At 42.3% G+C, this 12,982-nt stretch carries 10 protein-coding genes; 4 read left to right on the top strand and 6 right to left on the bottom strand.

What is annotated here, in order from left to right:
• The first annotated feature begins 105 nt into the window (after positions 1-105).
• The 3 genes from JU57_RS03640 to JU57_RS03630 all read left to right on the top strand — a co-directional run bounded on the left by JU57_RS03640 (position 106) and on the right by JU57_RS03630 (position 2,737).
• Positions 106-582 carry a hypothetical protein gene (locus JU57_RS03640; protein WP_037957087.1) on the top strand — a complete coding sequence of 159 codons (477 nt, stop codon included), beginning with the start codon at positions 106-108 and terminating at the stop codon, positions 580-582.
• Between the two features lie 225 nt (positions 583-807).
• Positions 808-1,314 carry a PAS domain-containing protein gene (locus tag JU57_RS03635; protein WP_051906562.1) on the top strand — a complete coding sequence of 169 codons (507 nt, stop codon included), beginning with the start codon at positions 808-810 and terminating at the stop codon, positions 1,312-1,314.
• Complete coding sequence (locus JU57_RS03630) at positions 1,289-2,737, top strand: methyl-accepting chemotaxis protein (RefSeq protein ID WP_294875680.1); 1,449 nt, start codon at positions 1,289-1,291, stop codon at positions 2,735-2,737. Before JU57_RS03635 ends, JU57_RS03630 begins: the two co-directional genes overlap by 26 nt.
• A gap of 180 nt (positions 2,738-2,917) precedes the next feature.
• Here the strand turns inward: JU57_RS03630 and JU57_RS03625 are convergent, their stop codons facing one another.
• From JU57_RS03625 to torA, 5 genes are all read right to left on the bottom strand, one after another.
• Positions 2,918-4,597, bottom strand: a complete 1,680-nt coding sequence (locus JU57_RS03625) for an ATP-binding protein (RefSeq protein ID WP_037957081.1) — start codon at positions 4,595-4,597, stop codon at positions 2,918-2,920.
• Entirely contained in the window at positions 4,594-6,180 is a 1,587-nt protein-coding gene (locus tag JU57_RS03620; RefSeq protein WP_294875676.1) for an ABC transporter substrate-binding protein, read from the bottom strand. Before JU57_RS03620 ends, JU57_RS03625 begins: the two co-directional genes overlap by 4 nt.
• Complete coding sequence (locus JU57_RS03615; protein ID WP_037957075.1) at positions 6,170-6,856, bottom strand: response regulator transcription factor; 687 nt, start codon at positions 6,854-6,856, stop codon at positions 6,170-6,172. Before JU57_RS03615 ends, JU57_RS03620 begins: the two co-directional genes overlap by 11 nt.
• Before the next feature lie 121 nt (positions 6,857-6,977).
• The gene (locus JU57_RS03610) at positions 6,978-7,541 is read right to left on the bottom strand and encodes a hypothetical protein (protein ID WP_051906560.1); all 564 of its coding nucleotides are present in this window, start codon (positions 7,539-7,541) and stop codon (positions 6,978-6,980) included.
• Positions 7,541-10,087, bottom strand: coding sequence for a trimethylamine-N-oxide reductase TorA (gene torA / locus JU57_RS03605; RefSeq protein ID WP_294875672.1), 2,547 nt, complete (start codon positions 10,085-10,087; stop codon positions 7,541-7,543). The genes JU57_RS03610 and torA overlap by 1 nt, the downstream gene beginning before the upstream one ends.
• A 243-nt stretch (positions 10,088-10,330) precedes the next feature.
• Between torA and JU57_RS03600 the strand changes: the two genes are divergently transcribed.
• Positions 10,331-11,683, top strand: a complete 1,353-nt coding sequence (locus tag JU57_RS03600; protein ID WP_037957073.1) for an MATE family efflux transporter — start codon at positions 10,331-10,333, stop codon at positions 11,681-11,683.
• Here JU57_RS03600 and JU57_RS03595 read toward each other — a convergent pair.
• Positions 11,659-12,930: a nitroreductase family protein gene (locus JU57_RS03595; RefSeq protein ID WP_037957070.1), complete on the bottom strand. Its 1,272-nt coding sequence runs from the start codon at positions 12,928-12,930 to the stop codon at positions 11,659-11,661. The two genes, JU57_RS03600 and JU57_RS03595, sit on opposite strands and share 25 nt — an antisense overlap.
• Between the last annotated feature and the right edge of the window lie 52 nt (positions 12,931-12,982).

Here is a 12,982-nt window from a genome sequence, read left to right as displayed (position 1 = left end):
CAATTCTAGCGAGCGTCAACTTTAAAGGAGCTGTCGCATCCACTTTACTCAAAATTTACCCAAGTGATGTTAAACTCCACACACTTTTTTTTAGAAGGAGACTTTATGTTCTCGTCTCGATTTTTGAAGTGGCTGATCATCGAAATTATTGCTGTTGTGGGTGTTGGAGCGTATGTGTTGATTGACTCGCACGATGTTTACCAATGGTGGGTGGGCGATACCCATTTTGTGCACGCCAGTGACGCGTGTGATTTACATGTAAGCGCTTGTGACGTGACACTGAAAGATGGCTCCTCGCTCTCTTTAGAGATAACGCCCAAAGAGATTCCGCTGATGAAGCCTCTGCAGTTTAAGGTCACCTCTAAAGTTGATCTGCCCTCCCTTGAGATCAAACTGTTTGCGACCAATATGAACATGGGACTGCATACGATCAAGCTAAACCAAACCGCCCAAGGCGTCTATGAGGGAGAGGGAATGCTGCCTACCTGCGTGGTTGGCAATATGATCTGGCAAGCCAATGTCATCCTCAATCAAACCGCCCAAAGCCAAGGCGCTATCTTTACCTTTAAAACAGACAAATAAAAGCACCTAAGGTGCGTGGGCACTCTGCCGAAGAGAATGCAGTGTTAACGTAGTTTTTAAAGCTTTGCTTTAAAAATATGTCAAGAGTTCTGAAAGAACGCTATTTAATTACGCTACCAAAAGTAATGATCGTGATTAGGAATGTTTATTGCATATGAAGTTGTGACGTAGAAACGATTTATTGTGTTATACTAAATATTTACAATTTTAGAAGGAGTATCCACCATGTCCATTACTCAAAAAGGCGATGAGCTTCGTTTTAACGAAAACATTTTTATCGTCTCTAAAACAGATCTCAAAGGCAGAATAACCTACGCAAATGATCTTTTTATCGAAATATCTGGCTTTAAAGAGCACGAACTTTTGGGTGCTCCTCATAATATTTTACGCCACCCGGACATGCCTAAAGCTATTTTTAAACTTTTATGGGAGCGTGTTCAAGCAGGCAATGAAATTTTTGCCTATGTTAAAAACCGCACGAAGAACAATTGTTACTACTGGGTTCATGCCTATATAACGCCTATCATTGACACGAAAACGAACCAGCTTATTGGTTATCACTCTGTTCGTCGCTCTCCAAGTACCAAAGGTATTGAAGTCATTGAACCACTGTATCAAAAAATGCTCAACGCTGAAAAGCAAGGCGGTATATCCGCGTCCAATGCTATTTTAAAAAATACGCTATCTCAATTAAAGGTCAGCTATGATGCCTTCATCCTCTCGTATGAATAGATCGTCTCTTGCAAAAATCCAAGATGCCAACCTCATTTCACTGGTTATTTTTTTTATTGCCTTTTGCTTGGAAGTCACCTTTAATGGCCTGCACTGGATCCAAATCCTCAACCTTAGCAATTTTGCACTGGGCTGGTTTATGTTTATCAACATCCGAAAGGTGCAAAAAACGATTCATGCACTTGCAAACATTGTCAAAGAGAGCGAACACGGTAATCTACACGGACGCATTGTAAATGTTCAAGATGGTGGAGAGCTTAAACTGCTCTGCTCCAATATGAACTCCCTTTTGGACAATTTTGAGCTCGTCACCAAAGAGATAAAATCGACCATTTTAGCAGCGTCCAAAGAGGATTTTAGCCGTAAAATCTTGCAAAAAGGGATGCACGGCGAGTTTAAAGAGCAGACCAATATGGTGAACCAATCGGTGCATGCGATGCAGCAAACGCACGAATTTATCGCACGAAACACGCTCAATGCGGAGCTCGCGCAAATCAGCAGTGGCTCGAATGACTTCTCAACTGTTCAGTCCAATCTGACCCTCATTGTGGAGCGTCTCAAGGACATTGCGCACGATGGTGAAATTTACGCGGATGAGACCAAAGGAAGCTACCAAAATCTACGCGACACCATCAGCAAAATCACCTCCTTGGTCGAGTTTGTCAACCAAAATGAGCAGAGTATCGGCGTTTTGGCACAGCGAACGCGCGACATCAGCAATGTGGTCGATATGATCAATGACATCGCCGATAAAACCAACCTGCTCGCACTCAATGCTGCGATCGAAGCAGCACGTGCAGGCGAACATGGACGTGGGTTTGCCGTAGTCGCTGATGAAGTACGAAAGCTCGCTGAAACAACCCAAAAAGCAACTGCAGAGATCGCCATATCGATTAAGATGCTGCAGCAAGAGACCGCAGGGCTTGAAACCAATGCCGACGCGATGAAAGAAAATGCCGATGCCTCTACTAAAACGCTGGATACCCTAAGCCTTACGTTTAATAGCCTCATCGAGCATTCCAACACAACTGCTACGAACATCAACACCATTCAGCAGACGATTTTTATCACGCTTGCTAAGATGAACCACGCGATCTTTAAATCCAACGCGTACAGTGCCGTGTATGTCAATGACAAAGACGCATCGTTCCAAAACCATGAGACCTGTAGCTTGGGTGAGTGGTATCACCACGATGGGGCGAAGATTTTTGGCGATACGCAAAGCTTCAAGGCACTCTATACACCACACCAAAATTTCCACAACCATGTGCTTGAAGTGGCAAAACTGATTCATTCCACCTCTTCGAATCTTTTGGATGAGAAAGAGCAGATTGTGCACGCCTTTAAAGAGGTGGAAAAAGAGAGTAAAGTGCTCTTTAAAACCCTTGATGACATGATCGCAGAGAAAAATACTCACGCCTAAAGCATCTTTAGACTTCTTGCAAAACTCAATTTGCAAGAAGTAAAAGCACCAAAGGTGCGTGGGCATTCCGCCGAGGAAAACCCAGTGTTAGCGTAGCTTTTTCAAGGAAACTTCGTTTTGAGCTTGGCTTTAAAAGCGTGTTTAGAGTTCTGCAAGATCTTTTACATGTAAACGCTTTTTTTAAGCCTCATCCTCCACAATAACGTCTGAAACACTGGGCAGTTTAATCGTAAAAAGCGCTCCAATATCTGTATTTTTAACGCTAATAATCCCACCCATGTTATTTTCAATAATCATCTTCGTCATATAAAGCCCAATGCCCGTACCTTGCTTCGCATATTTGGTCGTAAAGTAAGGCTCAAAAATGCGTTCCATGTGCTCATCTGCGATGCCACCACCGTTATCTTCGATCACGATCAGAATGTATTTGTACCCTTTTTTGAGATTCAGACGAATAAACGGATTGCTAATTTCGCGCTCACTTAAGACATCTTTGGCGTTGGAGAGAATGTTTAAAAGCGCCTGAGCAAACTCATTGGGGTAACCCAACACTTCCATTTTTGCAGAAATATCAAATGCAAATTCGATGCCATGGTACTTAAGGGACGCTTGCAAGATCGCAATGGAGCGCTCACATGCCTCACTGATCTCAAAAACCTCTTTCTCTTTGGAAGGCTTAAAGAAGTTTTGAAAATCACTGATCGTGCCTGACATATAGCCATTAATTTTCATACACTGCTGAATGGAGGAGAGCATGTACGCATCATCCAGATCATTAAAGTCATGTTTCACTTGAATATTCATCAAAAGCGCACTCAGCTCGCCCAAAGGCTGTCTCCATTGATGCGCGATATTGCCGATCATTTCACCCATACTCGCCAATTTACTCTGCTGAATCAGCAGTTTTTCTTGCTCGCTCCGTTTGAAAATTTCTTCATTAATCTTAGATTCCAAGTTATCAATCATCGCATTTACCACGTCTTTGAGTAGTTGTAACTCTTGGGCTTGTGCAGTCGCATGAAGGCGTGAGGAGAGTTTTCCTATTTTAAGATCATTGACCACATTAATCGCATCTTCGACAAAAACGATGTCTTGTTCTATATTGGCTGACGCTTTAGCAATGCTACGATTAAGCAGTTTTGACATATCTTCTAGTTCGTCCCTGCTACTAAGCGCAATGGATTTAGGCGGTATATTTTTTATTTCCAAATAGATAAAAAACTCTTTAAGCCCCTCTTGCAATTTTAAAATAGAAGAGACAATGTGGTTCGAGAGCAAATATCCTACGGTAAAGACTAAACTAGAAAGAACGAGAATTAGTATGGCTAATTCATATTTCAAAGCCTGAGCACCGGTTTGAATGTCCGCAAAATTTTGTTCTGCTTGATTCACAGCATCATGCTGAAGCGCTTTGAGGCGATTTAAAAGCGCATAATAGTGATCGCGTTCAGTGGAATTGACATACACAAACGCGCCCTCTTCAAAATGCGCCGCAAGATAACCACAGGTCTTTTCTACGCTGCTTGCGTACACTTTCCAAAAATCATATGTTTTTGAATCAAGTTTGAGAAAATTCTCTTCAAGGCGCTCTTTCTGTTTCATAATATCAACTTCAATCGTTTTACGATAATCCTCATTCGGTGACATGACTAAGGAAAGACTCATTTCACGCAAAGCATTAATAGGCTCAATGTAATTCTCTTGCAAATGCTGTGTACTTTGTGAGTTTTCAAAAATGGTCGTAGCATTGCTGATGTTCTCTTGTGAAAGTTTAAACGAACGCTCGGCAAGGATCAACATTCCAATGAATGAAACGCTAAACAATAAAAACAGTTTATATTTTATCTGGATCTTTTTCATGGTAGTCGCTTTGGAAAGATAGGGACTTGAAGCTCTTTGGGATAAGGCTTATCGCCACGAATGGACCAGTGTTGATCGGTAATATTGGCTTTCCAAAAAGGTTGCATGCCAATGCCTAGCGGTTCAAAAACCAACTCTTTATTCATGGCAAATACATTGTTAGGCGTAGGGACAAACAACATGTAGGCCTCTTCTTTAGCACGTTGGCGTATCTTTTCACATAATACATTAAATTCAGGAGTATTTTGCTCAAGACCAAAAAAATCGGATATATACGATTGCATGATCTTATCTCCTCGCACAAAACTCCATGGATTTCCTTCTTGGTAATTAAAAAATATTAACCAAGGATGACGACCATACCAATCTATGGTATTTTGACTCAAAATATCCCAATCTTGAACAGTCTCATTGTTAGAGAGCAAAAAGTCATAAACCATCTTTTCATCGGATGTAATCATATAGTGCAATGTAACATTGTACTGAGAGAGTTGGTATTCAATGCCCTTCCATAAAAACAGAAGTGAGTCTTGTGTAACGATCTTGAAGTGTTTGTTATTAAGGGCTTCTGATATCTCTTCATGACTTAAAGGACACTCATTGACATGCAATGCTTCGCGATTTAATGAACCTTCTTGCTTATAAGTAAAGGTTAAAAGGTTGTATTGATTTAAAGCGCAATTAAGGGCTTGACGTACTTTTTTATCGTAGACAGGTGAATCTTTTTTAATTAAATTAAAGTAGAGTGCAAAATTATTGGTTGAAGGCAAAATAACCAATTTAGAATACGCCGAAAGCATAGTCTCTATTTTTTTATTAAAGGGAATGGGCATAAAATCAAGCTCTCCTTCATGCTCTGTCATCATTTTAAGTGCTTTATCGGTTTCAAGCTGTGTATACAACGTAATCGTTTCAATTTTAGGAAACCCTTTTTCCCAATAGTACGGATTTGCTTTTAAAATAACTTTGGGTGTTTGTTTTCGTCCTGTTATTACGCCTTCAACCAAGACATAAGGTCCTAAGCCATAAGGCCCTGCCTCTTCAATATTTGGACCTGTTGCGGCACCTCTCCATGCAAATTTTTTCAGATACGCTTCCGTATAAAAATTAATACGAGCGAGGTCTCGAAACAGCATCCCATAAGGCTTATACAACTCTATTTTTATCTTATAATCAGAGAGTTTTTCAACGCCTTTGAGGCGATGGTTGATATCCGTATAATTGATAGGTTGTGCCATAAAATAGCGAAAATTATTGATGACGGCATCTGCATTAAAAGCCGTTCCATCTTGAAATTTCACGCCTTGGCGTAAATTACATTCATAAAGAAGTGGTGTTTTTTTCAAACACTGTGTTGCCAAAGAGTACTCCCAACCTTGTTCATTATCAGCAAGTCGGACTAAGCCTTCGTTGATCAATCGTGCAACACTGACGTAGGGCATTGCAGGTAAAAATATCTTAATATGGGATCTTGAATCTTTTACATGTAAAGCTTTTGCCGCGCTCTCATCAAGACGATACTCTGGTGTACTCGTCGTGTACGCTACCAACGCTAAGCACAGCCATAACACGCTAAATTTCAAAACTATATCCCGTTTGAGAATGGTTTTTAATGGAACTGTTTGGAAGCTTTTTACGCAAGGATTTTACCAATGTACGAAGAGCTGCAATACTCATGTACTCTTCTTTCCAAACATTCATCTCAATCTCTTCGTAGCTCACAATCATCCCTTTTTTGCGAAGTAAGAGTTCTAAAAAATCAGACTCTTTATGCGTAAGTTCAACTTCGCTACCATCGCTGTGGATGATGCGTTTCGCATTAAAGTCAAATTTACAATTTTTACATTCAAGAAAAAGGGAACGACCTGATTCAATTTCGGTTACGCACAACTTAAGAGCGCCTAAGAGTTCATCCAGCGCAACGGGTTTGATCAGGTATTTTTCAATCTTAAGCTCAATGGCACTGAGTAAATACTCTTTATCCGTATGCGCGGTAATCATTAAAATTGGGGTTTTTTTATCGATTTTTCGAATCTCTTTGACCATGTAGAGCCCATCTTTTCGAGGCATTCTAAGATCGGTTAGAATGATGTCGGGACGTTGTTCATAGTAAATATCGAGTGCCTCTTCACCATCACGTGCTTCAAGCACCTCTTTGAGATAATACGAGAGTGTATTTGCCATAGGTTTGCGAATGCCCTCTTCATCTTCGGCATAAAGGAGTCGCAGAGATTTCAGTTTTTCCAACCAAAGTTCCATTCAATATCCTTTAAAATGACTTTACATGTAAAGATTTTAGCCAATTTTTTCTTGGTGCATTATGAGTGCTTTTTTCATAAAGTACTCTTCGCTAGAGCATGCTAGCAAAGAGTGAGCCAAACTACTTTGTATAATTTTGAAGGTATTTCTCAATACTAAATCTCTCAGCTTTTGAAAGACCTGCTTGTTGACCCATCGCTTCGAGGATGCTAGGCCAAACATTTACATCAAATTCATCTTCTGCGTGCAAGGCATGACACGTACTGCATTTGGCTTGAAACAGTGCTTTTCCTATACCCAAAACCTTACTTTTATCACTGCTTAGCGCGTCGGTTTTGACAAAACCTTTTACCGACACATTGATCCATACACTGCCGTATTCATCGGTTTTTTTACCCAATACGTTAAGTACAGAAGGGTTGCTTGCTTCAAAGCCAATGATGAGCATGCCTGCTTTTTCGTACACAACGTTGCTGCCCTCTGGAACAAAACCGACAAACTCAACCTCACTAAAAGAGCCCTTTTGGGAGAGCTCTTTGACTTCTGATGCGATGATCAGCTCTCCAAGAGCTGAGCTTTCGCTTACCTCTGCATACAGAGGTGCATTTTTACTCAAAAATGAACCACCTGCTGCAAACATCATCGTTGCGGCGCACAGTGGCGCTATGATAGAAAATAGTCGCATTAAATCCCTTTAATTTTTGGTGCTTTGAAGATGCCAATTTCGGGCACTTCCCCTTTAAATTTCTCAATTTCGACCAAAGCCGTTGCTTGGTTACCTTGGGCAAGTTCGGATGTTCCTACATCTGGTGTCAGAACATTCACATCGCCATGTCGACACAATGTGCCTGCTTTGCCAGGTTCGCTTGGATCGTACCACGCACCTTCTTGCATTCTCACAACACCTTGCATAACTGCTTCGGTCACAACGGCGCCTCCCAATACTTGTCCACGTTTATTAAAGATACGGACAACATCGCCATTTTTGATGCCTCGTTTTTCGGCATCTTTGGGGTGCATCCAGATAGGTTCTCTTCCTTCAACCTCTTCAAGATCACGCAACCATGTATTATTAAGCTGTGAGTGAAGGCGGTATTTTGGGTGTGGCGAGACTAAGTTTAGGGGGAACTCTTTGGCTACTTTACTTCCTAACCACTCCATTGGCTCAAACCACATTGGGTGACCTTTGCACTCTTTGTAGTTATAGCCTGCAATTTTTTTCGAGAAAATCTCGATTTTACCCGAAGGTGTTCCAAGGCGGTTAATCACAGGATTTTGTCTAAATTTAGCATGTTTAACAAATTTTTTGGCACTCTCAGGTGTCTCAAATTTGACAAATCCTTTTTCCCAAAACTCTTTGAAAGGCAACATTTTGACGCCTGATTTTATGGCTTTTGCGTAAGACTCTTCGTAGAAAGACTCAACCCATTGCATCTTCGTTTTGCCCTCTGTAAAGGCAAGAACTTCATTGGCACCAAAACGTCTTAAGATGTTGACAAAAATATCAAAATCATCCATTGCTTCGCCCACAGGTTTGATCGCTTGCTTCATTGCAAAAATGTAGCTATTAGAGTGTGATTTGGTGATGTCATTGCGCTCTTGTTCCGTCGTTGCAGGAAGAACGATGTCTGCCATTCGTGCGGACGCTGTCCAAAAGCACTCATTGACGACAAAGGTGTCGAGTTTTTGCCACGCTTTCACCATGCGGTTACGATCTTGGTGATGATGGAAAGGATTACCACCTGCCCAGTAGGTCATTTTAATCTCAGGATATTTATACGCTTTACCATCAAAGTTGTACTCTTTTCCAGGGTTTTCCAAACATTCAACAATACGTGATACTGGGATCACATTGATTTTGCGTTGTTTCCATGGACCCTCCATTTTGGAGTTGATACTAATACCTGAAAGTCCAGGAGATGCAGCTACATTCTCAGCATCGGCAACCGCTCCAACGGAACCATTAAGAGGTTTTTCGCTGAGTGCATTACCCGAAGCTGCTGCAGGCATTGGAACACCACCATCCGAGTAATGGTAACTCATACCATAACCTCCACCAGGAAGCCCTACTTGACCGATCATACTTGCAAGTGTAATCATCATCCAGTTGGGTTGTTCGCCATGGTGTGCGCGCTGTGTTCCCCATCCACCCATTAGCATCGTACGTTTAGAAACAAACTCTTTAGCAAGTGCTTTGATAACATCCACAGGCACGCCACAAATGGTAGATGCCCACTCAGGTGTTTTCGGAAGCATGTCTTCGCTCTCGCCTATCAAGTATTTTTTAAACTCTTCAAAACCAGTGGTGTATTTGCCAACAAACTCTTTGCTGTAAAGGTTCTCGCTGTAGAGATAATGTGCCATACCTAGCATCAAAGCAACATCCGTGGTTGGGCGAATTTGAATATGTTCAGCCCCAAAGTAGACACCCGTATTGTTATACACTGGATCAATAATGTAAAACTTAATATTGCGTTTTTTAGCCGTTTCTTTGAGCTCTTTTAGATAAGCATACGATTGATGATCTGGCACGCCCCATGCAATTTGGTTGGTATTAACTGGGTCGCTTCCCCAAAATACGATACATTCTGAATTTTCAATAATAACAGGATAAACAGTAACAGGTGCTGTTGATTCGTCTGTACCTGTGACGTATGGAGTAATTTGACGAATAGCATGGGTAGAATAGGTGCACGTACGTGAGGTATAACCTCCTGCAATTCCGAGCATTCTGCCTACTAATGCTTGTGGATTATTGAGACTTCCGACACAAAACCATCCGTAACTTCCTCCAAAGATCGCGTCCGCGCCAAAATCTTTATACACACGTTTGAGCTCATTCGCAATCAAATCGTAGGCTGTTTCCCACGAAACACGTACAAATTTTTCATTTCCACGTTTTGTTTTATCGCTTTTATAACCATTTTTCAAATACCCCTCACGAACGCACGGATACAAGATACGATCTTGCGCATAGGTACGTGCCGGAAGCCCTTGGATCAAGGTACTAGGATAGCTGTCACCCTCAAATGCTTCCACACTTTCAAAGCGACTGTTGCGCACTTTGGTCTTAACCGCACCAAAGTGTGAGGCACTTACACCATCCACACCATCGTGCAAAATAGAATCTCCCACCAAAGGAATCGCCTCAGCACTTACTGTCGCAACAGCAACACCTGCCGCAGCACCGCCTACTTTTAAAAACGATCTTCTGTCCATCTTCTTTGTCATTGTGTTCTCCTTAGATTTAATAGACTTTTTTTATAACACATTGAAAAAAGTCTATCGATTTTTCATACTGGAAACGTGTAAACCTTAAATAAAAGTTACATTTATTGTGTAATTTTTATTTTTATAAATGAAGCTTAACGAAATAAAATGAGGAATTAATGAGTCTAAAATCATTTTTATATCCATAAAAAATGAGCTCTTTCAAAGCCGTAAGGCGTTATGATAAAATCAAAAAGAGCCTGCATGGATTCGACCTCTCTTACCCATAAACCTATCCCGTTGCTTTTGCGCCAGCTTGCCATTCCTTCGAGTCTTGGAATGCTCTTTAACACGCTGTACAACATCGTTGATACCTACTATGCAGGGCTTATCTCCACCGAAGCACTCGCAGCACTTTCCGCCTCTTCGTTTCTCTTTTTTTTCATCATTGGGATGGCGTACGGGGGAACGAGCGCTTTAACCGCACTCATTGGGCATGCGTACGGGAAACAGCACCTCTTTCTTGCAAGCATTATCGCTAAAAAAGGAGTTGCGCTGGTGGTAACTGTAGGCATTTTTTTGGGGCTTTTAGGGTTTTGTTTTGCCTCGGAGCTGCTCACATGGATCGGTACTGAGGAGCATTACCACGCATTAGCACTTGATTACATCAAAGTCATTTTACTGGGCACCTCTTTTTTCTTTGCCAATTTTGCACTCAACAGCGTTTTGTTTGCAACAGGCGATACCAAGAGTTATCGCAACACCCTCATTTTTGGCTTTTTTGCCAATATTGCATTCAACCCTCTTTTCATTTACGGTTGGGGATTTGTCCCTGCGATGGGCATCGGAGGCATTGCGTTTGCCACGGTTTTAGTCCAAGTGATTAACGCAGGGTATCTGCTATACAAAAGCCTTAAAACGGGGCTGATCAACTTTACATGTAAAGCGCATTTTTACCCAGACCGTCGCATCTATAAAACCTTTTTCACCCAAGCAATACCACCAGGGCTCAATATGCTGATGATGTCCTTTGGCTCACTGATCGCCCTTCATTTTGTGACCCTGTATGGCTACCAAGCGGTTGCGGGATACGGCATCGGGTTTCGTGTGGAGCAGTTGATGTTATTGCCCTCTCTTGGTATTAGCAGTGCGGTGCTCAGTCTTGTTTCCAACAACATGGGTGCTGGCAAATTTGAACGTGTGCGTCAAACACTGTTGTACGCCCTTGCGTATGGCTACACACTCAGTTTTATCGGTATGGGCATTTTGTGGTTTAGCGGAGCGTGGCTGGTCTCGCAGTTTGACCCAAGCGTGGAAGTGATCACCTATGGCACAACTTACATCTATGTGATGCTCTTTCTCTTTTTCGGTTACGTGACCCATTTTTCGTGTGTCGCCACCTTACAAGGCATCAAAAAACCTGCGATGATTTTTTACATCGGATTTTTCCGCCAAATCTTGACACCCAGCATCGTGTTCGCACTGTGTGTGAACTATTGGGAGCTCTCATTTATCTGGATGTGGATAGGGCTTGGAGGCATTGTGTACAGTTCGGCTCTGTTTTTACTCCTTTACACCTACTGTCAACTGCCTCATCGACCGATCGCAAGGGCGTAGAGAATCATGCCCTGCGTGTCTAAAAACGCCATCACCTCTTCATCATAATACGCCCCAATGCCACTGCACCCAAAGCCCATGTATTCACTCATCACATACATACGATGCCCGATAATGCCTGCTTTTTGCACCATCGCTTGGTAATTGCGCGCATCGTTGCCGACCAAAAAGAAGGTAACACCGCTCTCTTCGCCCAAAGCTTGCTCCAAGCAAAGGTAGCCTGCTTTGCGTGCAAAATCACCGCTTTGCAGATAAACACCCTCCTTCCAAACGCCCTGCTCCATTCCCTCAACGCGGTTGATGATCGCGTAGATTCCCACCTCAACATCGCAATCACTTGGAATGGGCTGGGTTACACAATCCATAACAGCTAAAAATTCCTCTTGGGAGATGGGCTTTTGGGCAAAGTCACGAATGGAACGACGCCTCCAAATCGCTTGCATGAAACGCTCTTTATCCACGTTAAACGCAGGCATTGTTGTCGTTTGCTTCTTAGGCAAAAGCGCACACGTTGCGTCATACACCGCTTCCACACGCGCATTGGCTTCAAAAAATCCTGTGCCATTGACATACGGCAAGCTTAGCATTGGCGCTTTACATGTAAACGTTTTATCCTCCTCTCCAACGATGGCTGAGGAGAGAAAAAACTCCTCTTGTGTGAAGCCAAAGAGCGCATTTAATGCTTTTTTCTCTATGGCGTAAAGGATGCGATACGATTGATCGCTGAGTGCACATGAAGCCTCTAAGGTACCTATCATATGCCCCGTATCATGCAAACAATAGCGAAATGCACGGTCTTTATACTTCCATGAAGAGCGATAGTACAGCGTGGAGAAGAGAAAAATAAACCCGTTTATTTTCTTTACATGTAAAAAGCTCTCAACGCCTTCATCCTCCGCTAAAGGGTGCAGCAACACCAAGGATGTCTCAAAGGGTGAAAGATGGTAAATGCCATTTGCAAAACCTTCCACACCTCGTATCTGTAGATAAATTTCGGTCGGGTACAGTGCTCCTGCACTCGGATTGGTGCGCAGAGCATACGTCACACCGGGGTAGCTTTTTTGTGCGGTGATACCGCCAATCAAATAAAAAAAGCGGTGATCGGGACTCTTTTTATCAAGCAGAATGCGCGTAAACGTTTCAGGGTAAATTTTAAATTGTTTGGGTGGATGATCCCAGTCAATGCTGTGTGACTTGGTGCGCACAGAGCGGTATGAGTGCATCGTTTGGGCATGATAATCTAACATCGTGACTCCTTTGTGCTATGCTACAGCGTCATCTCTATGGAACGCTTTACAT

It is taken from the genome of Sulfurospirillum sp. SCADC (genome assembly GCF_000743525.1).
Classification (GTDB): Bacteria; Campylobacterota; Campylobacteria; order Campylobacterales; family Sulfurospirillaceae; genus Sulfurospirillum.
Note: the sequence above shows the minus strand (reverse complement) of the source record. Positions and strands in the feature narration are given on the sequence as shown.

Excerpts from the sequence above, each read along its gene's own strand:
- JU57_RS03635 (WP_051906562.1), top strand. The coding sequence starts at position 808 with ATGTCCATTACTCAAAAAGGCGATGAGCTTCGTTTTAACGAAAACATT.
- JU57_RS03610 (WP_051906560.1), bottom strand. The coding sequence starts at position 7,541 with ATGCGACTATTTTCTATCATAGCGCCACTGTGCGCCGCAACGATGATG.
- JU57_RS03625 (WP_037957081.1), bottom strand. The coding sequence starts at position 4,597 with ATGAAAAAGATCCAGATAAAATATAAACTGTTTTTATTGTTTAGCGTT.
- torA (WP_294875672.1), bottom strand. The coding sequence starts at position 10,087 with ATGACAAAGAAGATGGACAGAAGATCGTTTTTAAAAGTAGGCGGTGCT.
- JU57_RS03600 (WP_037957073.1), top strand. The coding sequence starts at position 10,331 with ATGGATTCGACCTCTCTTACCCATAAACCTATCCCGTTGCTTTTGCGC.
- JU57_RS03615 (WP_037957075.1), bottom strand. The coding sequence starts at position 6,856 with ATGGAACTTTGGTTGGAAAAACTGAAATCTCTGCGACTCCTTTATGCC.
- JU57_RS03595 (WP_037957070.1), bottom strand. The coding sequence starts at position 12,930 with ATGTTAGATTATCATGCCCAAACGATGCACTCATACCGCTCTGTGCGC.
- JU57_RS03640 (WP_037957087.1), top strand. The coding sequence starts at position 106 with ATGTTCTCGTCTCGATTTTTGAAGTGGCTGATCATCGAAATTATTGCT.
- JU57_RS03630 (WP_294875680.1), top strand. The coding sequence starts at position 1,289 with ATGCCTTCATCCTCTCGTATGAATAGATCGTCTCTTGCAAAAATCCAA.